We start from the raw sequence: 22892 nt of genomic DNA, 5'->3' as shown, positions 1-22892 counted from the left end.
CATTAAACTGTCATGTAAGCCGCTTAGTATGCAGTCATCGGATGGCGCAGGCTTCCGTGCTGGTGCAACAGCATCAGTTCAGCTTGATGAATCAATCGGAGATAGATATGACTGCGAAAATGAAAGCACTTGCTACGGCGCTGACGCTATGTACAGCCTTTTCTACGTTTTCTGCTACTGCTGCAGTGGATGCAAAACTGCCTGACTATGAGCGTGCCAGTGGTATTTCTGGGAATCTAACCAGTATTGGCTCAGATACGCTGGCGAATCTGATGACCTTATGGGGGCAAGAATTTAAGAAAAACTACCCGAATGTGAATATCCAAATTCAAGCCGCGGGATCCTCTACTGCGCCACCGGCATTGGCTGAAGGCACCGCGAACATGGGGCCGATGTCGCGGATGATGAAAGACAGCGAAATTCAAGCCTTTGAAGCGCGTCACGGGTACCGCCCCACGCCAGTGCCTGTCGCCATTGATGCGTTGGCCGTGTATGTGCACAAAGATAACCCGATTAAAGGCTTAACTATTGAGCAGGTGGACGCTATTTTCTCGTCTACCCGCCGCTGCGGTACGGGAACCGACGTGACGCGCTGGGGTGAGTTGGGGTTAAGTGATGCGTGGACCGATCGGCCGATTCAGCTCTATGGCCGTAACTCGGTATCTGGCACCTACGGCTACTTTAAAGACAACGCCCTGTGCAAAGGCGACTTTAAAAACAGTGTCAATGAGCAGCCTGGCTCGGCCTCGGTGGTGCAGTCTGTTTCATCGTCGTTAAATGCCATTGGTTACTCAGGGATTGGCTACCGCACCTCATCGGTACGCGCAGTGCCCTTGGCTGCGAAAGAGGGTGGACCCTATATCGAATCGACACCTGAGCAAGCCGCTTCGGGTGACTTCCCGCTGTCACGCTACTTATATGTGTATGTGAATAAGCGTCCTAATCAAGCCTTGACGCCGTTGGATCGTGAGTTTGTAAAGCTGATGTTATCCAAGCAAGGCCAGGAAGTGGTGAATCGCGACGGCTATGTGCCATTGCCAGCGGGCGTGGTTGAGCGTTTGTATAAAGACCTTGATCTCTAAAAGAGCGATTGCTGGGTTGTAGAAAAGGGAGCTTTGGCTCCCTTTTCTGATTTGTCATTTAACTGTCATACAAAAGACTTAAAGTGTTGGCATTGTTTATTGCAAGGGTCAGGCTATGCAGGATATATCGTCGCAATTAGAGCAGGAACTGAACAGCCCGCGCATGCGTACACGGCGTAAATTTCGTGCGCTGAAGGATACTGCGGCGCGGCGTGCGATTGCTGTGGGCGGTTGGAGTGTGATTGTTGCCATTACACTGATTTTCTTTTATCTGTTGTATGAAGTGATGCCGCTGTTTAAAAGCGCCACTATTAAGCACGACAGCAGCTTTGAGCTGCATGAGGCTGCGCGCTCCAGCAATATACTGACCATGTTCACTGAAGAGCAAAATGAAATTGCCGCCTTACTGACCGACAGTGGCCAGCTGCTGTTTGTTGATGCGCAAAATGGCGAGTCTTTGTCAGAACAGCAGTTGCCGCTCGGTGATGCGCAGATCAGCAGCTTTAAAGTTAAAACTCCAGGCAACGACACGCTGCTCTTGGGTTTAAGCAACGGCACCGCGATTGCTGCCAGCACCACCTTTAAAGTGAAGTTTGATGAGAAAGGCCAGCGTTTAGGGGTTGAGCCTAGCGTTACTCAGTTGTTTAGCGGCAAGGCGATCCAGCTTGATCCTCAGCAACGTGCGCTCAACTACATCACTGAGCAAGAATCTCCCGACGGTAAATTACTCGCGGCACTGGTCGATGATGGCCAAGTGGCGATGACCTTATTGCGGAAGAAAACGAATTTTATTACTGGAGAGGTCCAGGAAAGTCTAGAGCCGATTAGCTTCCCCAGTAACACCCTCTATGAGCGTTTACTGATTGCTCCCGATCACCACTACACCTTTGCCTTGCGCGCCAGTGGCCGCTTGGATGTGTATGACAGCCGCAGCTTAAGCAATATCCAGTTGATGCACACCCTGGCTTTGGTTGAGCCTGGGCAGCGTGTGACGCAAATGGTGTTTCAGCTGGCGCAGCAGTCGTTGTTAGTCGGTGATTCGCAAGGGCGCATCACTCAGTTCTTTATGGTGCGTGATGAGCACAATGAACAGCAACTGACCAAGATACGCACCTTAAAGTTGGGTGATGCACCGATTAAAATTCTTGAGGCCGAGCAGCGTCGCAAAGGTTTTGTGGCGATTGATAACACTGGCCGTGTGGGCATCTTTAATACCACCGCAGAAAAAACTGCAATTGATCAGCCGCTGTTAAACAATGAGCCACTGCTTGCCACATTAGCGCCACGCGCCTCGATGTTGTTAGTGCAGGATGCGCAGGGTGTTTTTCAGCGCTATGCCATCGACAATCCACACCCAGAAACTTCCATGAAGTCACTGTGGGGCAAGGTTTGGTACGAAGGCTATAGCGAGCCGCAATACACTTGGCAGTCATCTTCTGCGTCCAATGAGTTTGAACCCAAGTTCAGCCTGACACCGCTGGCCTTTGGCACACTCAAAGCCGCATTTTATGCCATGTTGCTGTCAGTGCCGTTGGCTGTGTGTGGCGCGATGTACACCGCCTATTTTATGGCCCCAGCCGTGCGTCGCAAAATCAAGCCAGTGATTGAGCTGATGGAAGCGCTGCCAACCGTTATTTTGGGCTTCTTTGCCGGTTTGTTCTTGGCACCCTTTATGGAATCCCATTTACCTGGGGTATTTGCGGTACTGCTGATTTTGCCGCTGGGTATTATCACCTTTGCTTTTGCTTGGGCGCAGCTGCCAAGACCTGTCCGCGACTTCATCCCCGAAGGCTGGCACGTGGTGATCTTAATCCCGCTGGTTATTTTCTTGTCCTGGGTGTCGTTCAGCTTAAGCCAGCCGATGGAGTTGTTATTTTTCCAAGGGGATATGCGCAACTGGCTCAGTAATGATCTAGGGATTAATTTTGATCAGCGTAATGCCATGGTGGTGGGCTTTGCCATGGGTTTTGCGGTGATTCCAACGATTTATTCGATTGCTGAAGATGCTTTATTTGGTGTGCCAAAATCATTGAGTCATGGCTCGTTAGCCCTGGGCGCGACGCCTTGGCAAACCTTGGTGAAAGTGGTACTGCCAACGGCCAGCCCCGGTATTTTCTCTGCGGTGATGATCGGTATGGGGCGCGCTGTGGGCGAGACCATGATTGTTTTGATGGCCACTGGTAATACGCCAATCATGAACGCCAATATTTTCGAAGGCATGCGCACGCTGGCGGCCAATATTGCCGTGGAAATGGGCGAGTCAGCGCTGGGTAGCAGCCATTACCGTATTTTATTCCTGGCAGCCTTGGTGCTGTTCTTATTTACCTTCGTGGTCAACACCTTGGCGGATTTGGTGCGACAACGACTGCGTAAAAAATACAGCACGCTTTAATTCGGCATCTTTGCATGCAGTATTTTTCAATACAGCATTTTGAATACAAAAGTGATACAGCTTTAGGAGCTTAGGCGATGCGCGTTTCACTAAGAAAATGGTTTGCCAGTGGTAGTCCTTGGGTGTGGCTCAATGCAGGTGCTGTTGCGATCAGTGTGGTGCTGGTATTGGGTTTGCTTGGAGTGATTGCCTCACGTGGCTTGGTGCATTTTTGGCCGGCCAGCTTGCAAGAGTACCAATTCAGCGATAACCAAGGCGCGCAGATGGCCGTGCTGGGTGAGCGCGTACAGCGCGAGCAAGTCACCGCCGAGCAGATTCGCAACTCAGGCTTAGAGGTGCCTGAAGGGATTGAAATTCTTGACCGCCAACTGATTAAGGTGGGTAACCGCGATCTGTATGGTTCGGATTTTCGCTGGGTGTTGGAGCGTCAGCTCAGTGAGTTAAGCTACCCTGAAAACGCGGTGACCATTGAGCGCCGTGAGTGGGGTAATTTCTACGGCTATATTGTAGGCGTTAAAGAAAACGGCGAGCTGATTGCCCAGCAAGAGCCCACTGAAAACACACTTTGGGACGAGGTTAAGACACGCACCGAGCGCGCCACGGCCATTTACAAGCATATTCAAAATCTAGAAGGCGGTGATATTGCTTCGGTCAACTATGCGCTGGAGAAGCTGCGTATTGAAGAGCGCAGCCTAGAGCTGAAAGGATTAGACACGCCGCAGAATCTGGCTGAGTTGCAGGCTGAAAAGGCCGCTTTACAAGCTGAGTATGCCGGTTTAGAAAAAGAATTAATGGCGCTGTACACACCTTTTCAGCGCGACGCTGTGCTGATTGTCAGCGCTGATGGTCAGCAAAAAGAGGTGAATTTCAGCGAGATCGTGCGCCTGTATCAGCCGAACGCGCTGAGCTTATGGCAGAAAATCCAGCACTACGTGATGAAACTGGTTGAGTTTGTCTCAGATGATCCGCGTGAGGCCAATACCGAGGGTGGTATTTTTCCAGCAATTTTCGGCACCGTCTTGATGGTGATGATTATGTCACTGATCGTCACTCCATTTGGCGTGGTGGCGGCGGTGTATTTGCGTGAGTACGCCAGCCAAGGCTTTGTCACCCGCACTATTCGTATTGCGGTGAACAACCTCGCTGGCGTGCCATCCATTGTTTACGGTGTGTTTGGCCTCGGCTTTTTTGTCTACTTTATTGGTGGCAATTTAGATGAGCTGTTTTATGCGCCTGCCTTGCCTGCGCCGACCTTTGGTACGCCGGGCTTACTCTGGGCCTCGCTAACCTTGGCGTTATTGACCTTGCCGGTGGTAATTGTTGCTACCGAAGAGGGCTTGTCACGGATTCCACGCTCGGTACGTGAAGGCTCGCTGGCGCTGGGCGCGACTAAGTTTGAGACGCTGATGCGCGTGGTGATTCCCATGGCCAGCCCGGCGATGATGACCGGTGTAATTCTTGCCGTGGCGCGCGCCGCTGGAGAAGTTGCGCCGCTGATGTTGGTGGGTGTGGTTAAGCTGGCGCCAAATTTACCGCTGGATATGAATGCGCCGTTCTTGCACTTGGAGCGCAAATTTATGCACTTGGGCTTTCATATTTATGATGTGGGTTTTCAAAGCCCTAACGTCGAAGCGGCGCGTCCGCTGGTGTATGCCACCGCGTTGATGTTGGTGGTGGTGATTGCGGTGCTTAACCTGACCGCTATTGCGATCCGTAACCGCCTGCGGGAGAAGTACCGTGCACTGGATATGTAAGGAATACCTGCGTTGTCAGAGCGTTGTTAAACCGATTCTGACGTATTCGCCAATAGTATTCAGAGCTTGATTCTGAGCTTAGGTAATTGATGATTTCTTTCGATTTTAAAACGTTTTATTAAAAGGCAGCAATCATGACTTCAATAGCAGCGACACATGCGATGAAATTCAGCGCGCTGGGACGACCGGTGCAACAATTAAGCTTGGCCGATGAAACGCCCTGTATTGAGGTGAAAGACATGCACCTTTACTACGGCGCAACCGAGGCGCTGAAAGGCATCAGCATGCAAATCCCAAAAAAGCGCATTACTGCCTTTATTGGCCCGTCGGGCTGTGGTAAATCGACCTTACTGCGCTCCTTTAATCGTATGAATGATTTGGTTGATGGCGTGCGCATTGAAGGCAAAGTGACCATTGATGGCCATGATATTTACGACAAAGGTGTGGATGTGGCCGACTTGCGCCGCCGCGTTGGCATGGTGTTTCAAAAGCCCAACCCATTCCCCAAAACGATTTATGAAAACGTCGCCTACGGTTTGCGTATCCAAGGCATTAAAAATAAGCGTTTGCTCGATGAAACTGTGGAGTGGGCGCTGCGCTCTGCGGCTTTGTGGGATGAAACTAAAGACCGTTTGCATGAATCAGCCTTGGGTATGTCCGGTGGTCAGCAGCAGCGTTTGGTGATTGCCCGCACCATTGCGGTCAAACCTGAAGTATTGCTGCTGGATGAGCCAGCCTCGGCGCTGGACCCAATATCCACTTTGAAAATCGAAGAGTTGATTAACGATCTTAAAGACCGTTTTACCATTGTCATTGTCACTCACAATATGCAGCAAGCGGCACGGGTGTCTGACTACACTGCGTTTATGTATTTGGGCCAACTGCTGGAGTTTGATAGCACCGATACGCTGTTCACCAATCCCGCCAGCAAGCAAACCGAAGACTACATTACCGGGCGCTATGGCTAGTGCTAGCAAGCTATAGGTCGCCCCTGCTGGGGGATATTGATCGGCGTGCAAGGCAGCATTGTTGATCTTAAAAGATCGACCTACAGAGCATATTTACGCATCAATCGTAATTAAGCTGTAAAAACAAGTGTCTAAAATAAAAGCTGCGGGCGTGTCCCGCTCCTACACATCCATAGATGGGCAGGTGATATGAAAATTAATCAAGAAAGCCACAGCACACATATTTCGCAGAAATTTAATGATGAGCTTGAAGAAATCCGTAGCCAATTACTGGAAATGGGCGGCATGGTTGAGCAGCAAGTCAAAGATGCGGTGCAGTCGCTGCTCGATGGCGACACGGCCTTAGCCACGCAAGTGCGCGTCAAAGACCATCAGGTCAATTTACTGCAATTAGAAATTGATGAATATTGCACACAAATCCTAGCGCGCCGCCAGCCGGCTGCTTCAGATTTACGCTTGGTGTTGGCGGTGATTCGTGCCACTGCAGATTTGGAGCGCATCGGTGATGAGGCCAGTAAAGTCGCACGTGCCACGTTGAAACTGGCAGAAGAGGGCGCATCACCGCGTGGTTATATTGAGGTGCGTCACTTAGGTAACCATGTGCGCCAGATGGTGCAAGATGCCCTGAATGCCTTTGCTCGCTTTGATAGCACACAGGCACTGGCAGTGTTGCGCGAAGATGAAAATGTTGATTTAGAGTACCGCTCAGCCACGCGTGCGCTGATCACTTTTATGATGGAAGATCCGCGTGCCATTTCACAAGTGATGAACATTATGTGGGCGTTGCGCTCCTTGGAGCGGGTGGGTGACCACGCCAGTAATCTAGCGGAATATGTGATTTATTTGGTTGAGGGTCATGACGTGCGCTATGCCGAGATCGAGCAAATCGAAGCGGCTATTGCGCAGCGTAGACAAACTGTTCAGCCTGCAGAGTAAATGGGGTTTGGTTCTAAGCCGCTTAGACGAACAGGCGGCTTATGCTGCGTTACGTTGTAAGGTTTGCGCCAGCGGAAAATAACAGGTGAAACAGCTGCCACGCGCACTGCTGCTGATATGCAAACGGCCTTGGTGGCGTAGCATCACATGTTTGACGATGGCTAAGCCCAATCCGGTGCCGCCAGTTTGGCTGGAACGGCTATCATCCACACGGTAAAAGCGCTGCGTGAGAAACTTGAGGTGTTGGCTGTCAATTCCTGGGCCATTATCTTTAACCTCAAGGTAAGCGCCATCCTGATTGTGATACCAGTGCAGCTCAATCGTACTGCCCGGCGGCGTGTACTGCACTGCGTTAAACACTAGATTGGAAAAGGCACTGCGCACCTCATTCACGCAGCCGCGTACATACAGTTGCTCGTCGGTATCTAAAATAATCTGATGGTGTTCTGATAACGCCAGTGCATCCAGACGAATAGCGGCTAATAGCTCAGCGACGTTGATTGGCGCCGCTTCAACTTTAAATTCACTGGTTTCTAAACGCGAGAGGGTGAGCAGCTCGCTTACCAAGTGCTCCATACGCGCAGATTGCTCGCTCATTAAAGTTAAGCCGCGCTGCCAGTGGCTGGGTAATTGTTCGGCATGATCACTGAAGGTTTCTAAGTAGCCTGATAGCACAGTCAAAGGCGTGCGCAGCTCGTGCGAAACATTGGCCACAAAGTCTTGGCGCATACGCTCTAAACGTTGCATTTTGGTGCAGTCACGCACCAGCAGCAGGCGCTCGTTTTTACCGAACAGGGTGATTTGATACTCAAGCAGGTGCTCTTCAGTGATATGTGAAGGCAAGACCAGCGGTTCGAGGTACTGCTGACTTTCGTAGTAGTCAACAAATTGCGGGTGGCGCAGCAGGTAGGTAATCGGCTGGCCGCGATCGCTGGCAGCAGATAAGCCCAGCATTTTTTCCGCGGCATGATTCCACCACTCTAAATCACCGTTGTGATCAATCATCACCACGCCATCGCGCAGTGCTTGGCTGGAGTCTTGAATGCGCTCGAGCAGTTGTGAGAGCTGTTGTTGATCGGCTTTTTGACGGCGTTGATAATGGTAAATGCCATCAAATACTTCGCCCCACAGTGTGTTTGCTTCAGGTGGCACGTCATTGGGCTGTTGCAGCCAGCGTGCTAAGCGTTGTAATTGCCAGAGGTGTTGGCCAAGTAGCAGCGCTAAAACAGCGGCTGCGCCCAGTGCAGACTGATTCCAGAAAGAGCCAAGCAGCGCGCCGAGCACAGTAAAAACAATGAGGCGCAGTAACTCTTTGCGTAATAAGCGCTTCATGAATAATAAACCATCAACTGTTTACACCTTGGTTGAGAAGCGGTAACCGGTACCCCGCACAGTTTGCACCAAATGCCGGTGCTTTGCCCCTAAAGTAAGGCGCAATCGGCGAATATGTACATCAACAGTGCGTTCTTCAACATAGACATTGCCGCCCCAGACCTGATCGAGTAATTGGCTGCGGCTATAAGCACGCTCAGGGTTGGACATAAAAAACTGCAGTAAGCGAAACTCAGTCGGGCCAATCTCGAGAGGGCTGCCATCTGAGCTGACACGCTGGCTGCTGGGGTCTAAACACAAGCCTTCAACCTCTATTGACTCGTCAATACCGGCAGTCGCGGTGCGGCGCAGCACAGCTTTTAAACGTGCAATCAGTTCGCGTGGGGAGAAGGGTTTGGTGATGTAGTCATCGGCGCCTGCTTCAAGCCCCTGTATTTTATTGTCTTCTTCACCGCGTGCAGTGAGCATAATAATCGGGATTTTCGCAGTCATCGGCTCACGTTTTAAACGGCGCGCAAGCTCAATGCCGCTCACGTCTGGCATCATCCAGTCGAGCAGAACAATATCAGGCTGATGATCAACAATTAAGGCATGTGCAGTCTGCGCATTGTGCGCTTCTAAGCAGTGGTAACCGGCCATTTGCAAAGCGACTGCAATCATCTCCCGTATCGGGGCTTCATCATCCACGATGAGTACAGTTTTATCAGTCATGCATGAGTCCTATCGTCGATTGGAAATATGTCATGGCCATTACACCCTGCGAAAATGACACTATGATGACAAACTCGTCTTTTTGCAGCGCAGGCGATTCACCTGCAGCTCAGCACGCAACAAAACCACAGCGTTTGCTGCAAGGACAGTGTCACGGATACGATTAAAAAGTACAGCTAAAAAAGCCTGAAAACTGAGCAATAGCAGGCAGGGCACAGGCTAAGCATTTAACTCTTGTAGGCAAGCTGTCTGTGCTCCACCGATTTTTGTAACGTTTCCCCAAGCCTTAGCTATCAAGTGATGGCTCGTGTGACCATTTAATTTGAAATTCAATTTCTTCGCCTGATTCGTCGCGCTCATGCTCAATGCTGTAGTGCGCTCGAACAGGCACATAAATGCGCTCATTGGCTATCTGAATCTCAAATGGCTTAGCGTTTTCCAGTGTGTCAGCTAAGCGCCGTAGTTTTGCGACAAATTCAGCCGTTGAGTAAATCTTTTCGATATCGCGTTCTTGTTTCATGTGAGTGCCTTTCAATAAGAGTCGTTGTTTTAGTGCTCAATGCAAGGTTTATACAGGTGAGAGCAGCGCTAAGAGAAGCATTAAGCCTACATTTTATTGTCTAGCATAAGCACTGTGGTGGTAAGGCGCACTATGTTTGGATGCGTTAAATAAAACTTCAACAGAGGGTCTACTCAGACAAAAGTCTTTGGTCTCTTTACTTTATTGAACCGAATAGCATTGTGCGTGCCCAATGAAGGATAGTTTATTTTAGAGTATATTTTTAATGCCTGTTATTAAGCCTTTTTACCGCTATATCAACACCACTCAAGCAAAGCTGAAACTGTTGGCTGGTGCGCTTGCAGTTGCAGCTTTAGGTTTTTCCACAAGTCATTTTTTGGCAGACCCAAAACCGGTGGATTTGTCAAAAAGCCCATTCGCCTTAACCAATCATATGCTGGCTGAGTGGCACAGTGGTGACTTAATTGTTTTCGTGCGGCATCTGGAGCGTTGCAGTCGTGTTGACGCTGCCTGCATGGAAGATGAGCCAACAGGCATTACTCAACGCTCCAGTGCAACGGGGCTTGAGATGCGTGCGCAGTTTGAGGGGTTAGGATTGGGCATAACAGATGTCTACAGCAGCCCCTTAACGCGCACCAGTCAAACCAGTGCGTTATTGTTTGCTGAGCCAACCGCCAATAAAGATTTTTTATATCAATGCAAAGAGAGCTTTCTAGAGGATGCCTTGGCCAAGAAAATTCCGGGACGCAACCTTGTTCTTGTCACCCATAGCAGCTGTATGGATGAGGTGAACGAAACCCTGGCCTACTCTGAAATTGACTATGAGTACGGTGCCGCGATTTTCTTGAATGTAGAAAGTGCGACTGAGCATGATATTTTAGGCTTTGTTGATGCCGATGACTGGTCAAAAACCTTAGAACCCAGAGCTTAACCGCAGACTACCTTGGCTAGCGATCACGACTGAATACGCAGGTCACAGGTATAAAAAAGCCTCAAGGCACGCTGTGCGCTTGAGGCTTTTTGCGTTATGACGTTTAAGTCATAGCAGATGACGCTTAGTAGCGGGCGTCTTTAGGTTTTTTGCCGGTTGGCCAGTCATTTACCTTGCCAGGGAAGTCAGGACGAGGTTTATGGGCAAAAAACTCTGCCACATCAACCGCATCTTGATCACTGAGCACGTTACCGTGGCCCCACAGGCCTTTGGTTTGAATACCCATCGGCATATTGTACTTAACAAAAGCAGCTGCTTTGTAAGTACGCGCCATGCCGGCACCAATATTAAAGGACTCATCACCCCACAGTGGCGGGAAGACGATATCGCCACGGCTGTCCTTTATGCCTTCACCATTATCGCCATGGCAGGTGGCGCACTGGGCGTAGTAGATTTTCTCACCACGTACAGTGTCAGCAACCAATGAGGTATCAATGGAACCGGCGTTTTGGATATCAACTTTTTGATCTTTTGGTACGTTTTGCGACAGCCATTCCATATAGGCAATCATCGCCAGCATTTCTTCTGAATCACGATCCACCGGCTTACCGTTCATCGAGCGCTGGAAACAACCATTAATCCGGCCAACTAAATCAACCTCGGTACCTGAGCGCGGCATCACTCGCGGGTAGGTATTGAAGCTGTTGATATAGGGGTCGCCGAGTGGAATTTTACCTTGGGAAATGTGGCAGCTATTACAGTTCATCTGCGCACCAACATGATCTGGCATCAGGCGCTTGGTTTCGTTGAGCAGGCGCTTGCCATAGAAAATCTGATCAGCATTAGGCTCCTTCAAGATGGATGTATCTTGCGGGAGGATATAGGTGCCGATATCTTTGTTGGCATCGTCGGTGGTTACCAAGTCGAACTCAGTAGCTTGGCGGTCGATAGGTTTAGGTGAGTCGCAGCCGCTGATAGTGAAGGCACATACAGCGAGCGTAAGTGCCGTTAGCGAGGTGCGTAGAACGCTAGGACGAGCAACGTCGGGCAGTGTGTGTAGTGATTTATTCACGGTTGGCTCCTTCTGTTGCAGAGATGCTCAGGTCAGGCGCAAAGTCTGTTCCAGTTTTTGGTTTTTTGCTGAGGAAATGGCGCATTTGCACCACATCATCCACATCCACAGTGCTGCCTTGGTTGGTCCAGCTGTTGCGGATATAGTTAACCACTTCAGCCACATCGGCATCACTGAGGTTAATAAACTCAGGCATGGTGAACGCCATACGATCATGCGGGGTTTCCGGCATGCGACCACCGCTGAGGGTGATCTGTAACACAGAGTCAGCATCGCGCGAGTAGACGGCACTGTTGCCTTCGAGTGCTGGGAAAATACGCGGTACACCTTTGCCGTCAGCACGGTGGCAGACTTGGCAGTATTCAGCGTATAAAATTGAGCCGCGTGAATCATAGACGCCATCCATCAGTTTCTGCGTGGTGACGTCTTGTTTGGCTGCGACTGTAACCGGCTCGCCAGGTTTTGGGCTGAGCGTTTTCAAATAGGCTGACATGGCATAAAGATCGTCGTCAGTCATATATTGGGTGCTGTGCTCAACAACTTCGGCCATGGCACCAAAGGCTGCGGTGATATCAGTACGGCCGGTTTTAAAGAAATCAACCAGCTCGTCAGTGCTCCAGATCGCGAGACCATCATGCTCACCGCGTAGGCTTTTTGCGCGCCAGCCATCGATCACTGCGCCACTTAAAAACTCTTCAGAGTCAGCATTCGACAATGCGATTTCTTGGAAGCCTATGCCGCGTTCAGTATGGCAAGAGCCGCAGTGTCCAGGGCCTTCGATCAAATACTGACCGCGCGCCAGTACGGCATCATCGGTTTCGGCAACAAACTCACGCTTAGGGGCAAATATGGCTTGCCAGTACGCCAGCGGCCAGCGCCAATTCAAAACAGGTGGCATTTCGCTTGCGCGGTTGGGTTGGTGAACGGGTTTAACGCCCGACATAAAGAAGGCGTACATCGCTGCTACATCTTCATCCGGCATGATTTGGTAGGACGGATAAGGCATCGCAGGATAGAGCGCGCTATTGTCCTTGCGTACGCCATGCTTGGTGGCGTTATTGAAATCGTCAAATGTATAGTTACCAATACCGGTTTCTTTATCCGGGGTGATATTGGTTGAGTAGATTGCGCCGAGCGGGGTCAGCATGGGTAGACCACCGGCATAGGCTTCGCCACCGAGTACTGAGTGACAAGCAACACAGTCAGCTGTGCGTGCAATATATTCGCCTTTTTTGATTAGCGCAGGATCGTTAATATCGACTTCTATCGCACTGCTTGTAGTGCGTAGGCTAGGCAATGCTTGCGCTAAACTAAACGCTAATGCCAGCCCCCCTACACCTGCGATTATTATAGCTAATGGCCACTTTTTCATGAGCCGCACTCCATCAGGCAAGCTACTTGCCTGTATTAATGATTAGGGTCGGCACTTAATGTGTAAGTGCCATCATTTTATTGAGCTTGGTGCAGTGAGCTGCTCATATTGTTTGTTACATACTGTAACGATGCGAAGAGATAATTAACATTAATCAAGAATGAAATGGGATGTATCGGTGCGGCGGGTCAATACTTCATGTAATGAGAGTTGCTTTAATGGCAGCACTGTGTGCAAGAAATACCGCATACAGTATCAGTTAGAGTGCTTAACGCATGTTAAGCAGTAGGGTGCGGTGAGCGTTGCGAGGACGTGTGCACAAGCCCAGCTGATAAATATGTGCAAGGGCTTGTGGTTGCAGTAGATAGGCTTACGGATTAGGGTATATTTTAACCGCGGGTGTTGCCTGTAAGTCACCTTCGACGGCAATCAGTTGCTTGCCTTGGGCACGCATAATAAAGCCAATTGCGCGCGTGTTAACTTTTTTGCTTACCACCAGTTCAAGTAAATCGCCACGAATTAAGGCGTTTTTTAGCTGTGCCTGTTTACCATCAATCCAGGCTTTGCCTGTCAACTGTTGATACTTTTGTTTGAGTTCAACCCGGTAGGTTTCACCGGTTGTTGTTTGCCATTCCCAAGTGCCTGCAACTTTTGCTGGTACGATCCATTTGTAAATATTGATGCTGCCACAGTTTTCGCGTCGATCGGGCTTCCAGTCACCCATATCAAATGCATGCGAGACGATGCGTGTGCCGGGGCGCAGTTCGTCAAGCAGACGCGGCCTGAGTTGTACGTTGACTAAGTCGAGTAGGTACAGAGTGACGACTGTTGCTTGGCTAAAATCCACTTCGAGCAAGTCACCTTCATAAAAATGCACCATATGCTCAACGCCAGTGTGCCCAGCGTATTCAATGGCTTCGGTGATGCGCATCGGGTCTATATCAATCCCGACACCGTGGGTATTGCGCTCTAAGGCGGCGGCAACAACGATGCGACCATCGCCACAGCCCAGGTCGTAGAGCACGTCTTGGCTGCTGACCTCTGCTAAATCGAGCATGGCATGCACTATTTTTTCATCGGTGGGCACATAGGGCACATCTAAAATAACATCGGGCTCATCGAATCTGTCACCCTCAAAGTTGAGGTCTCTAAAATCAGAGTCAGACAAGGAGTCGTCATCAAAGTCGTAGCCTAGATCCCTAAGCTCATCGATCAACTCGTCCTCATGATCAAAGGCTAAATCTTCGTACAATGCATTCACCTAAAAATTAGAAATTGTAGTTTATGCGCACATGTGGCTTTTAAACTTTAATACTTAGCTTAGCGACATAGTAGCTCGCTAGGCTGTATTAAACGCTATAGCAGCGAGAACATACAGCCTAGCAGTGTTTGATCATAAAATATGTGAGTGAGGTGTTGTTTTTTAGCTGTGTTGTTGACTCAGTGCTGCATTATTCAGGGCTTCATGCGGGGCTGCAGTTTTTTTGCTTAACTGAACTGTGAATGCAAATGCGGTTGTTTTTAAGCGGTTTTGAACCTGTGGCATCGGCTCATCACTTTACCCAAGGCAGGTCAGACCATTGCGTGGTATAGGCCGGTGACAGGTGCTCACGCTTCATGGTCCAGCTGTTGTTGACGCCTTGGCTGGCTAAAAACACATTGCCCAGTCCTTTGCGCTGAATCTCGTCGAGCACGCTCATCAATTGGCGGCTGTGTGGCCGTGGACTAACTTCATCAAACAGCTCAGCTTGGCAAGTGTTCTCGTGGTAAAAGTCGGATAGCATGACGCTGGCTTTGCTGTAACGGTAGCCGTCACGCCAGATGCGTTTGAGCAGTTGCTGAGCGAGCGCGTTCAGGTCACGAGTGTCGCTACTGGGGGCCATGAGTGCGCCTGTTGCGCTGTTGGTGTAATTGTTGTGTTCGGCTTTAAAGCGGCTGGTATGAATTGTCAGCGTCAGCATTTTAGCCTGTTGTTTCTCGCTTCGCAGCTTTTCAGCTGCGCGTGACGTGTATTGCGTAACAGCTTCGTGCATCTGCTCAAGGGTCGTGATGCTGTGAGCAAATGAGCGGCTGCAGACAATTTGTTGTTTAGTGGCTGCAACCTCTTCGAGTTCAATGCATGACTCGCCATTAAGCTCAAGCACGGTTCTTTCCAGCACCACTGAAAACTGCTGGCGGATATTTTTTGCTGAGCTGTTGGCAAGCTCAAGTGCGTTATAGATGCCCAGTTTATTCAGGCGTTTACTGTTGCTGTGGCCAACGCCCCAGATATCACTGACGGGGGTGAGGGCGAGCAGTTTTTGCTGTCTTTGGCGCTGGGTAAGATCCACCACTCCCGCGGTGGCTGGGTATTTTTTAGCGGCATGATTGGCCAGCTTGGCTAAAGTTTTAGTGGGTGCTATACCGACGCAGACGCTAAGGCCAATCCGCTGTGCGATGGTGTTTTTAATCTGTGTGCCGAAGGCTTGCAGCGGCAGCAGTGAGTGCATGCCGCTTAAATCTAAAAAGGCTTCATCAATTGAGTAGACCTCGACGCGCGGTGCTAAGTCTTGCAGAGTGCGCATCACACGACTGCTCAGGTCAGCATACAAAGCATAATTGGATGAGAAGGTTTGAATGCCGTACTGCTGGATTTGCTCTTGAATCTGAAACAGCGGCACCGCCATTTTGATGCCCAGCGCTTTCGCTTCTTTAGAGCGCGCAACCACACAGCCATCGTTATTGGAGAGGACAACGATGGGTGTGTTTTTAAGGTCGGGGCGGAACAACTTTTCGCAGCTGGCATAAAAGTTATTGCAATCGACTAAAGCAAAGGTGTGACTCATGTTTTTAAAACAGGTTTGCGCCGCATACTGCGGATGACATGGGTTACCACACCGAAAATATCCAGTTCTGAGGCTTCAGAGACTTCTATCGGCTGATACAGCCTGTTGCGTGGTATTAAACGTACGCGCGGCTTAAGCTCTAGCTCTTTAACCGTCAGCTCCCCATAAATGCTGGCAATCACAATATCACCGTGTTCAGCCTGCAGTGAACGGTCAACCACCAAAATATCTTTGGGGTGAATGCTCGCTTCAAGCATGGAGTCGCCGGCCACGCGCACAAAAAATGTGGCAGCGGGGTGCTTGATGCATAGCGTGTTTAGATCCAGGGTTTGCTCAATATAGTCCTGAGCGGGGGATGGGAAGCCTGCTGATACGCTGTCTAAAAATAGCGGTATGCGCAGCGGGTTATTCTTGATGTGTGCTGTATCGCAGCTGCTGGCAATCAGTGAAACAGGCATAGAAACCTCATAGAAACAAAATAGCTGTATAGGTGTACAGTATCTGATTTTATGCGTGTTTCTACAAGAGGCAATCGTGCCCGTGGGCTGATGCCTTACATTGGTGTAATAGGGCAGCTAGCGCATTTTATATTGGCTGGGGCAGTACCCGCGGCTGATGTCAGGGTGGCGCAGCTTCATGTGTTTGGTTTTGCGGCCGCTGACGCGCGCACGCCAGAGACGAAAAGATGAGGCTTTTAGTTCGCGTCGCATCAATTCAATCAGTGCGCCTTCATTTAAGCCATACAGGTGTTGTATGGCTTCAAAAGGGGTGCGGTCTTCCCATGCCATTTCGATAATGCGTGATAAGTTGGCTGTATCAAACGGGATCATGCGTTGTTGACCCCTGCGGCTTGGCTGATAAATTGATCGCCCATTAAACCGGCATCTATATGGCCGACTTTTACGTAAATCAGCGCACCGTCCTCTAAGGTGAAAGGTGCATGGCTGCTGTATCTCGGGTTGCGTAACCAGCTGCCGGTAGGGTACTCGCCGTGTTCATCACAAAATAGGCCTTCGAGCACCAATATCTCTTCACCGCCGGCGTGAATATGGCGGCTAAATACTGTGTTGGGCGCCCAACGTACCAGGGCTGTATTGACGCCGTTGTGCTCATGCAGCGGCAATACAGATAAGCCATCAACTAAGCCTGGGTGCCACTGTGCGTGCTGGGTGTTTAAAACCAATTGGCTTGTATCGTCTTCGGCAAACTGCCAGAGCTTGACCAGGAGAGTGCAGCCATCAGCCGAAAAGGGCTGATGTGACGTACCTGGCGGATTGCGCAGGTAGGTACCGGCTGGGTAGTCACCGTGCTCGTCAGAAAACACCCCATCTAGGACCAAGATTTCTTCGCCGCCATCATGGGTATGTGCGCTATAACCGCTACCAGCAGCATAGCGCACAATACTGGTGGCGCGTGCGACTTCATCGCCGGCACGTTCCAGCATCATGCGGCTCACTCCAGCTAAGGGTGAATCAACAAACTGATACTGCTCAGGGCGAATGACAACGCGTTGGCTGAAGTCGCTGTGTAACTGCATGCGTACTGACTCTTAAATAAAGTGGTTAAAGCACAGTTTATTGCCGTCACTGTCTTTGACATAGGCGCCATAAAAGACATTGGTAATACGCTCGCCCGGCGCGCCATCGCAGGTCGCACCTAAGGCGATAGCTTTGTTATACAGTGCATCCACGCCTTCTGTACTGCCAGGCGCAAAAGCTACCATGCTGCCATTGCCGGTCGAGGCTGGCTCTTGGTTAAAAGGAATACAAACGGCTAACATCGGTGCTGCCATGCTTTTGCCAATAAAGCTGATGCGGGTATTGTCGAACAGGATTTTAGCGCCTAAGTCGGCTAATAATTCGCTATAAAATGTTTTTGCGGCAGCTAGATCGCTGACACCTAAAGTCACATAACTGATCATAAGTTGAATTCCTACTAAAGTGAGTCAATGTTATACAAGTGCTATGCGAATACTATACGCAAGTTGTGTTTTGTGCTGCATTATTTTAAAACGCACTCGCATAGCCAATAAATATATTGTCACGGATTGTAGATGACGGCTGCCCTTACTGAATTGCCTGCGGCAGTGCAATCGGAATTAAAATTTCATTGCGCCTTAAAAACCACGGTTTAAATGGTGGGTCATAGCGGGCCCAAACCGCCTCACCTGTTACAGTAAAGCCTTTGCCTTGGATCCAAGCATCTAAACGGTCTTTATGGCTTGCATAGTTTTTTTCGCTCCAAGTGCCTGAGTAACGCAGTGCTGCCATGTGACGAGTAGGCACTTGGCGCAATACGATTTCTGGGTCTTTAGGTACAGGTAGGGTTTCTATTGAAGAGGCGGCTGGCATCATAAAACTTACCGCCCAGCTGTCGCCGCTCTGCTGCTGAGCAACGGGCGACGTCATTTTAATTTTTTCGCTTTGCGGTTCTTGTGTCACGGGCGCAGTCATTTCGATGCTCTGGCGTGAGCTATTGTTACCCGAAATATATTTGAACAAGCGGCCAAATGCTTTACTGCCAGCACCATCAAATTCACCTTTGATGATGATCTCAGCAAGAATATGCGGTTGGTAAGTGCGCACCTCAAAATCATCTTCTGTGAGTACCACCGTGTATTCAGCTTCTTCGGTTGCCATAACGTTTGCAATTCCAAAAATGGTTATGAAAAAAATATAAAGCATGTGCCTTAAGTGTGACATCAGAGCCCTCCTTGAAGGTGTGTAAAGGTTAGTTCGTCAGTACCAATGCGCAGGCTCTGACTGGTTGCGGTTGTGCTAGCCCAGAATACATATAAAACTGCCGACTTGAGTGGTTTCTATGAAAAGTCATGATCTATAGTGGTTGACGAGTGATAAAAAATACAGCGACTTATAACAGCAACAGCGTTAGTTTTATGCAAGTACAGCGGGTATGCACAAAGACGTTAGCGTGCACTTGATGCTGGATAAATAAATGATAAGGACAATAAAATGAAGTTTAATTCAGTGGTGATTGTTGAGGGTGTGCGCACTGCGATTGGTAGTTTTGGCGGCAGTTTATCGGCTTTAAGTCCCGCAGCAATGGGCACAGCTACCGCCCAAGAAGTGATTAAACGCAGTGGTGTCGATGCCAAGCAGATCGATCATGCGGTGTATGGACATATTATTACCACGGCAGCGCAAGATGCCTATCTGGCTCGGCATATCGCTATCAATGCGGGCTTAGACGCGAGCTCTGCTGCATTTAATGTCAACCGTTTGTGTGGCTCTGGGCTGCAAGCAATTATTTCTGCTGCGCAAATGATTGAAGCAGGTGATAGCACGCTGGCGTTGGCGGGTGGTGCAGAATCTATGAGTCAGGGGGCGTATATCTTGCCTAAAGTTCGCTCTGGTCTGCGTATGGGGCATAGTACTGCGCAAGATTTAACCTTAGGTATTCTCAGTGATCCGTTCGGTACTGGCCATATGGGCGTGACTGCGGAAAATATTGCTGAAAAATACGGCTTTACCCGTCAGCAGCTGGACGAGTTTGCCTTGGCCAGCCACCAAAAAGCCGCTGCCGCTATCGAAAACGGCCGCTTTGTCGAGCAAATTGTGCCAGTGATGGTAAAAAAAGGCCGTGAAGACGTCCTATTTGCTAGCGATGAGCATGTACGTGGGCAAGTGAGCTTAGCGGAGCTGGCCAAACTCAAACCCGCTTTTAAAAAGGAGGGGTTGGTAACAGCGGGTAATGCTTCAGGGATTAACGACGGCGCCGCTTCACTGCTGTTAGCCGATGCTGACACAGCTGCTCAGCAAGGTCTTAAAGTGCGTGCGCATTTAGTTGCCAGCGCTTTTTGTGGTGTGGACCCGAGCTTTATGGGTATGGGGCCTGTCGGCGCGGTAACTAAAGCCTTACAGCAAGCGGGCCTCAGCGTTACTGATATGGATGTGATTGAGTCCAATGAAGCCTTTGCCGCGCAAGCGATGGCTGTGGCGCAGGAGCTGGGCTTTGCCAGTGAGCGACTGAACCCCAACGGTGGCGCAGTCGGTATGGGCCATCCAGTCGGCGCGACGGGCAGTATTTTAACTGTCAAAGCCTTGTATGAGCTGGAGCGCTGCCAGGGTCGTTATGCGCTGATTACCTTGTGTATCGGAGGCGGTCAGGGTATCGCGCTGATTATTGAACGTGCTGGAGAAGAGCGCTATGAGCCTTGATCTTCACACTGGGCTTTGCCTTTTTGCACAGTAATATAATCTTCGAATGAGTCGTAACGCTTGGGCAAAATAACTCTAGCGTTAGGGTTTTGGCGGCGGTTTTCTATGTGCGCCTGCAGGCTGGCATCATAGGCAGCGCAGGCGCTGTCACGATTATATGTGCCTTCATGGATAAACCCCATCTGTAAATAAACATTGCTCAGCGCATCATATCGAGATAACTGGTTATACAAATCGCGCGATTTTTCTAAGTACTCAACGGCCTTCTCATAGCGGTTGCTGAGGCTGGCAGTTGCTTCAATAAAACCATGCTCAGCAAAATGTGGACGCCATTGCCCCATAAGCGAAGGATCAGCAAAAAACATCCCGTAGCCTCGGTAAACTGCAGCAAAACAAGCAGGCTCTGCGGTTTCTTCACAGATGGCCAGCGCTTCAACAATTAAGTGCTCGGCGGCTGTTGCTCTGTCGTGTTCAAGTAAGCTGCTAGCGTTAGCCAATTTATTATATGGGTTTGAGCTGTAGACAACACCGACGGCAGAGCAACCACTGATCAGTATTAAAGCGCAGACATAGGCTGTCAGTTGTAATGAGCGCATAAAGGTACTCCTGTGACCTTACTTCTTTGTAGTATGGCGCACTGTTTGAGTCAATAGAGCGCTGAGTGAACCCTGCCGCATAGCTGTAAAATACACGCTGTTAGGTGCATTGAGCACCATTTCAACAGCAGCATAGGTTGTCTCGTTTAGTGCAAGCATGGTGTCAAAAACCGGAGTTGTTTGAAGATCTTAACTCACCATTGCAAATACTGAGCTAAGCTTAGTCTGCGTCAACCTATACAAGATTCAGCATAAGCGGGAGAGCTATGATTTTTTTACCCCTGTATCGCACGATCGCGCAGCGCTTATCTGAGGGTGGTTTACCTGAGTTTTTTGATACCGCCACTGTGGCGCAGTTGGCGGCTGTGTTGTTTATTCAAAATGCACAAAAACTGGCAGAGCAGCAGGCCGCGCAGGCATCCATGGAACGCCAGTTTGCGCACATGATTACTGCAGGTAATCAAGCCAATCACAGGGTGCCGCTGGCCTTTCAAAGCCTTGTGCGTGAACGTTTTTGCGCAGCTCAATTTGCCACAGGATTAGCACAGCTCGCGAAAATCAAGGTAAGTTTGCTCGATGATGAGCATCCTGCAGATCAAGCGCGTTATTTAGACAGCGCAGGTGAGTGGTTATTTACTTTTAGTGCAGAGTATCAAGCCGAAGTTAAACCGCTGCAGACGGTGTATTTTGATGCTTATGCGGCTGAATTGTCGGTGACTGATCCACAAAATAGAGCGCTGCGTGAGTTTCTAGCAGCCTCTGATGAATCATTTAATCTGCAAGGCTATGCGGGGTCTGGGAAAACGCACTTGATCAGCCGTTTTACTCAATTATTAGAGTCCAAGCGCACCTTGCTGTTAGCCAATAGCTTTGCTCAGTTGCAAGCATTGAAAGCAAAAGCCGACGCACACTGTATTGGGATGACATTTGGCCAAGCAGCAGGCCAGGTTTTAGACAGTAATTGGCTTTCAACCGGCTGGCGGCTTAAGGATAAGAGCCGCTTACAGCACACATTTCAGGTCTCTTATGCAGATATAGCACAGAGTTTTGATATGCCTGCTATCGGCTATTTATCACCGCAACAAGTAGCGCAAATCTGCGTGAGAACGGTCGCCAGCTTTTGCAACAGTACTGCGCAAGCGATAGATGTTGTGCACTTGCCTGCGGCCATCGTCAGCAGTCTGGTGGCGATGGACAAAATAGTGCTGTTGGAGATTGTTAACCAGTATTGGCAGGAGTTAATTCGGCCCACTGACGCGCATATTAGGTTGCCAATCCGTGGTTATCATCGCATCAAGTTATTGTCTTTAATTGATGGCGTGCTGGATGCTCAGTATAGCCACATTATCGTTGATGAGGGGCATGATATACCCACGCCCATGTTGCAGATTCTTGATCGCAGCCCGCAAGCGGTGATTACCCTCAGTGATGAGTTACAAAATCTAAATGGCGTGGCACCGGTACGCGATCGGCAGATTCGCCAGCGTTATATAGCGCAGTCGGTACGCTTGGGTAAACAAGTGGAAAACGTGATTAATCCGCTGATTCAAGCGCATCCTGGCGCCACTAAACAACTGTTTACTGGGCGTGCAGATCATTGCACGCACTTACAGCATTATAGCGGTTGGCAAATCCCTGAGCAGACCACAACTATTATTGTTGCCGATGAGTTTGAGCTGTTTGCGTGGTTTCAGCGGCTTACGCATGCTGGGGCATCTTTTGCTTTGGCGCAATCAACCTTTAAAGATTTTATGACCTTTGCTCAGGATTGTATTGAGCTGTACAACAACGCTGAGCGGCCACGCCATGGTCTGATCTTTCGGTATGCGAGTTGGGATAAGCTGAGCGAAGCCATGGCAGATAACCCGTCTTTTGAAGCAATTGAGCGCATGCTACAAAAAGGCTATTCACAGACGGATTTTCAAAACGCTGTGGGCCGCTATGTACGCAAAAGTGGCGGGAAAATTATTTTAGCGCGAGTGAGCGATACAAAAAATCGAGAGTTTTCCAGCGTCTATCTGTCCCAAGGTTTGTTGCTGAAACCTGCCGCGCACGACAATAAAGACGCACGCGCGCGTTTGTTTTCCGGCTTGTATACCGCCTGCACCCGTGCGCAGCATGAGCTGATTGTGCCTGATGGTTTTTCAGACTGGATTAGTGATGCGGCACGTTAGGTTAGTATCTAGACAGCACTGCAATACTATTAACGCAAGCATGCGGGTG

At 49.7% G+C, this 22892-nt stretch carries 21 protein-coding genes; 8 read left to right on the top strand and 13 right to left on the bottom strand.

Features of this window, described 5'->3' with window-relative positions; genetic code table 11:
* Positions 1-107 precede the first annotated feature (107 nt).
* From FXF61_RS07790 to phoU, 5 genes are all read left to right on the top strand, one after another.
* The gene (locus tag FXF61_RS07790; RefSeq protein ID WP_371921486.1) at positions 108-1082 is read left to right on the top strand and encodes a PstS family phosphate ABC transporter substrate-binding protein; all 975 of its coding nucleotides are present in this window, start codon (positions 108-110) and stop codon (positions 1080-1082) included.
* 115 nt (positions 1083-1197) lie between these two features.
* Complete coding sequence (locus FXF61_RS07785; RefSeq protein WP_151184738.1) at positions 1198-3474, top strand: ABC transporter permease subunit; 2277 nt, start codon at positions 1198-1200, stop codon at positions 3472-3474.
* Between the two features lie 77 nt (positions 3475-3551).
* A complete protein-coding gene (gene pstA, locus FXF61_RS07780) occupies positions 3552-5228 on the top strand; it encodes a phosphate ABC transporter permease PstA (protein WP_151184737.1) in 1677 nt (558 codons plus the stop codon).
* 134 nt (positions 5229-5362) lie between these two features.
* Positions 5363-6196, top strand: a complete 834-nt coding sequence (gene pstB, locus FXF61_RS07775; RefSeq protein WP_151184736.1) for a phosphate ABC transporter ATP-binding protein PstB — start codon at positions 5363-5365, stop codon at positions 6194-6196.
* A 189-nt stretch (positions 6197-6385) separates the two neighbouring features.
* On the top strand, positions 6386-7132 hold the full coding sequence (gene phoU, locus FXF61_RS07770) for a phosphate signaling complex protein PhoU (RefSeq protein WP_151184735.1): 747 nt from the start codon (positions 6386-6388) through the stop codon (positions 7130-7132).
* A 39-nt stretch (positions 7133-7171) separates the two neighbouring features.
* On the opposite strand, the gene phoR is transcribed toward phoU, so the two are convergent.
* The 3 genes from phoR to FXF61_RS07755 form a co-directional block, all read right to left on the bottom strand.
* The gene (phoR, locus tag FXF61_RS07765) at positions 7172-8464 is read right to left on the bottom strand and encodes a phosphate regulon sensor histidine kinase PhoR (RefSeq protein ID WP_151184734.1); all 1293 of its coding nucleotides are present in this window, start codon (positions 8462-8464) and stop codon (positions 7172-7174) included.
* A gap of 21 nt (positions 8465-8485) precedes the next feature.
* Entirely contained in the window at positions 8486-9175 is a 690-nt protein-coding gene (phoB, locus tag FXF61_RS07760; RefSeq protein ID WP_151184733.1) for a phosphate regulon transcriptional regulator PhoB, read from the bottom strand.
* 286 nt (positions 9176-9461) lie between these two features.
* Positions 9462-9695 carry an amphi-Trp domain-containing protein gene (locus tag FXF61_RS07755; protein WP_151184732.1) on the bottom strand — a complete coding sequence of 78 codons (234 nt, stop codon included), beginning with the start codon at positions 9693-9695 and terminating at the stop codon, positions 9462-9464.
* A gap of 265 nt (positions 9696-9960) precedes the next feature.
* Here FXF61_RS07755 and FXF61_RS07750 point away from each other — a divergent pair, with 265 nt between their 5' ends.
* Positions 9961-10626, top strand: coding sequence for a histidine phosphatase family protein (locus tag FXF61_RS07750; RefSeq protein WP_151184731.1), 666 nt, complete (start codon positions 9961-9963; stop codon positions 10624-10626).
* Between the two features lie 124 nt (positions 10627-10750).
* Here the strand turns inward: FXF61_RS07750 and FXF61_RS07745 are convergent, their stop codons facing one another.
* From FXF61_RS07745 to FXF61_RS07705, 9 genes are all read right to left on the bottom strand, one after another.
* Positions 10751-11698 carry a c-type cytochrome gene (locus FXF61_RS07745; protein WP_256663387.1) on the bottom strand — a complete coding sequence of 316 codons (948 nt, stop codon included), beginning with the start codon at positions 11696-11698 and terminating at the stop codon, positions 10751-10753.
* Complete coding sequence (locus FXF61_RS07740; protein WP_151184730.1) at positions 11691-13070, bottom strand: cytochrome c; 1380 nt, start codon at positions 13068-13070, stop codon at positions 11691-11693. The genes FXF61_RS07745 and FXF61_RS07740 overlap by 8 nt, the downstream gene beginning before the upstream one ends.
* A gap of 370 nt (positions 13071-13440) precedes the next feature.
* Positions 13441-14322 (bottom strand): class I SAM-dependent methyltransferase, encoded by an 882-nt coding sequence (locus FXF61_RS07735; protein WP_218571786.1) that lies wholly within the window; start codon positions 14320-14322, stop codon positions 13441-13443.
* A gap of 301 nt (positions 14323-14623) precedes the next feature.
* Entirely contained in the window at positions 14624-15895 is a 1272-nt protein-coding gene (gene umuC, locus FXF61_RS07730) for a translesion error-prone DNA polymerase V subunit UmuC (RefSeq protein ID WP_151184729.1), read from the bottom strand.
* The gene (umuD, locus tag FXF61_RS07725) at positions 15892-16353 is read right to left on the bottom strand and encodes a translesion error-prone DNA polymerase V autoproteolytic subunit (protein ID WP_151184728.1); all 462 of its coding nucleotides are present in this window, start codon (positions 16351-16353) and stop codon (positions 15892-15894) included. The genes umuC and umuD overlap by 4 nt, the downstream gene beginning before the upstream one ends.
* A gap of 117 nt (positions 16354-16470) precedes the next feature.
* A complete protein-coding gene (locus FXF61_RS07720; protein ID WP_151184727.1) occupies positions 16471-16725 on the bottom strand; it encodes a TIGR03643 family protein in 255 nt (84 codons plus the stop codon).
* The gene (locus FXF61_RS07715; protein ID WP_151184726.1) at positions 16722-17432 is read right to left on the bottom strand and encodes a cupin domain-containing protein; all 711 of its coding nucleotides are present in this window, start codon (positions 17430-17432) and stop codon (positions 16722-16724) included. The genes FXF61_RS07720 and FXF61_RS07715 overlap by 4 nt, the downstream gene beginning before the upstream one ends.
* Positions 17433-17444: 12 nt before the next feature.
* Positions 17445-17816 (bottom strand): VOC family protein, encoded by a 372-nt coding sequence (locus FXF61_RS07710; protein WP_151184725.1) that lies wholly within the window; start codon positions 17814-17816, stop codon positions 17445-17447.
* Between the two features lie 145 nt (positions 17817-17961).
* On the bottom strand, positions 17962-18534 hold the full coding sequence (locus FXF61_RS07705) for a heme-binding protein (protein WP_218571785.1): 573 nt from the start codon (positions 18532-18534) through the stop codon (positions 17962-17964).
* Between the two features lie 333 nt (positions 18535-18867).
* Between FXF61_RS07705 and bktB the strand changes: the two genes are divergently transcribed.
* Positions 18868-20073, top strand: a complete 1206-nt coding sequence (bktB, locus tag FXF61_RS07700) for a beta-ketothiolase BktB (RefSeq protein ID WP_151184723.1) — start codon at positions 18868-18870, stop codon at positions 20071-20073.
* Here the strand turns inward: bktB and FXF61_RS07695 are convergent.
* Complete coding sequence (locus FXF61_RS07695; protein WP_151184722.1) at positions 20061-20669, bottom strand: hypothetical protein; 609 nt, start codon at positions 20667-20669, stop codon at positions 20061-20063. The genes bktB and FXF61_RS07695 overlap by 13 nt on opposite strands.
* A 266-nt stretch (positions 20670-20935) precedes the next feature.
* On the opposite strand from FXF61_RS07695, the gene FXF61_RS07690 reads away from it, so the two are divergent.
* Positions 20936-22843 (top strand): hypothetical protein, encoded by a 1908-nt coding sequence (locus tag FXF61_RS07690; protein ID WP_151184721.1) that lies wholly within the window; start codon positions 20936-20938, stop codon positions 22841-22843.
* Positions 22844-22892: the final 49 nt, after the last annotated feature.

It is taken from the genome of Pseudomonas sp. C27(2019) (assembly GCF_008807395.1).
Taxonomy (GTDB): Bacteria; Pseudomonadota; Gammaproteobacteria; order Pseudomonadales; family Pseudomonadaceae; genus Denitrificimonas.
Note: the sequence above shows the minus strand (reverse complement) of the source record. Positions and strands in the feature narration are given on the sequence as shown.